Genomic DNA, 1868 nt, shown 5'->3' on the forward strand with positions numbered 1-1868 from the left:
TTAGGAGTGCCTTTTTTGTTGTGGCTCCGTCCCGGCGAGGCTAGTTTTTCTGGCATAGTCTGGCAACGGATTGCCAAGCCAACTCAAGCAGAATTCATTCACTTCTACCCATGAATCTCCGGGAGATTCTTTGCATCGGATAAACTTTGAGCAGACGCCACTTTCATCTATTTTGGCGAAGTTCCGGAATTTGCGTGGGTTATAGGGAAATAGCTTAAGCCACAGCATTATCATCTCTTTCATGATGAACTCCTTATGCATAACAATTTAGATATAGCTGACCTACACGCTGTCGCCAGTAGCTTCGTAACTCTTGTTGCGTAGCACTGTTTGAATCCGTAACGTTGTACTCGGATTTCTAAATAATAATTCTGCCCCGAATGGCACTTACTTAACCTTCTTCGGATGCCCATTCTTGCGTACCTCGGCCCTTGCCGCCCCTCGCGCCTGCATCAGCATGGGGTATGGCTTGGGCCTTCGTTTTACAGCGCGGGGCTCGATTCTACCGGGTCGATTTCCAATACGTTTTCGGGCAATCAACTTGAGCAAGTTCAACACCTCGTCGTCTCGTTCTCCCGCTCCGTAATGCCTCAACGCAAGGCATAGCTGAAGGCTATGTTTGAAGCTCAGCTCTCTCGGTAGACAATCCGCCAATAGCGCCGATTGGGCCATGATCATCCGAATCAGATTGTGCGCCAACAGATACACCCATAACTCTTTGACGGCCATACCAGGCGTCTTGCAACTCAGCGTTTCAAGCCCCAGTGTTGTCTTGAGCTTGCGCAGATCCAACTCAACATGCCAACGGTCCTTGTACAGAGATTTCAGCCCAGCCTTGGGCGCTTGCTGTGGGCAGTTCAAGGTGGTCACCAGTATTTTTCCACCGGTTTTCAGTTCACGCACTGTCAGTGTTTCAGGCGCATCGTCGTAATAAGTTTGGCTCATCCAAGAAGGTCGATTCTTAGGTTTTGTCAGCTCAACCAAATGATCTTCCGGCCCCAGCGATTGCGCGAGCCGAAAGTCGGTACTGCGCCGCCTAGCGCCATATTGTTCGAACACGCCGTCGATCCCGCGACGCTGCAGTTCACACAGCAAAAAGTACGTTGCGTAGTAGGCATCGCCCAACACAATGTCGCCTTGATTCAGAGTGTCAAGCATCGTCCTGAGTAGCGTCTGTTCATCGCCACCTTTGCCTCGAAAACGTCCCAGCGAGGCATCTAAAACAGCGCCGCTGGCCAGGCAAATGATTCCTACCAAACGGCAGATGGGGAAACCCAGCCCTGCTTTCTGACCTCGCGATTGCGGATAGGCAGCTTGGTTGGCCGCAGTGTCTGGCAGCGTCACCGTGGTGCCATCTACGAGCCGCACCGGGCGCCCCATCCAGCGCCAGGAGGGTGACGCGTTGTTACTCATCGATGATCCCGTGGAGCGCAACAACGTTGAAACCATCTCTACCGGTAACCGCGCCCGTGCTTTGCAATAAGCGCCGGTGTACACGCTGCCAGGGCTTAGCCCATCGCAGCAACGTTTGATCGAAAAATCATTCACGGCCTTCTGACAAGAACGGTCGGCATTCATGGCTTGGGCCAGAAACATCGACAGTGTTTCAGTCGGAGGGAACAACCGTTGGCGATGCTTGGGCGTCACTGACTCGACACGCTGTAGCAGTTCCGGATCGGCTAGCAGCTTAAAGAACGCATGGGCATTGCTGTTTTTGGTGTGCTGCTGAATGCGCTGCTGTTGATGCCTGACGATTTGGCGTCTACGATTCACGCGGGCTGTCCTTGTTCTCGTGGTGTGTGTTCGCAACTATCACCGTAGACCAAGGACGGCTTTTTTTCATTTTTTTTGTAGTCATATCAGCTGGT

The 1868-nt window shown here is 52.4% G+C and carries 1 protein-coding gene; it reads right to left on the minus strand.

Annotated features, from left to right (window positions below; translation table 11 throughout):
• Nucleotides 1–387: 387 nt before the first annotated feature.
• On the minus strand, nt 388–1773 hold the full coding sequence (locus ACI77D_RS29245) for an IS4 family transposase (RefSeq protein ID WP_407018091.1): 1386 nt from the start codon (nt 1771–1773) through the stop codon (nt 388–390).
• Between the last annotated feature and the right edge of the window lie 95 nt (nt 1774–1868).

The sequence above is a fragment of the Pseudomonas sp. O39 genome, assembly GCF_045447295.1.
In the GTDB taxonomy this organism is placed as follows: domain Bacteria; phylum Pseudomonadota; class Gammaproteobacteria; order Pseudomonadales; family Pseudomonadaceae; genus Aquipseudomonas; species Aquipseudomonas antarctica_A.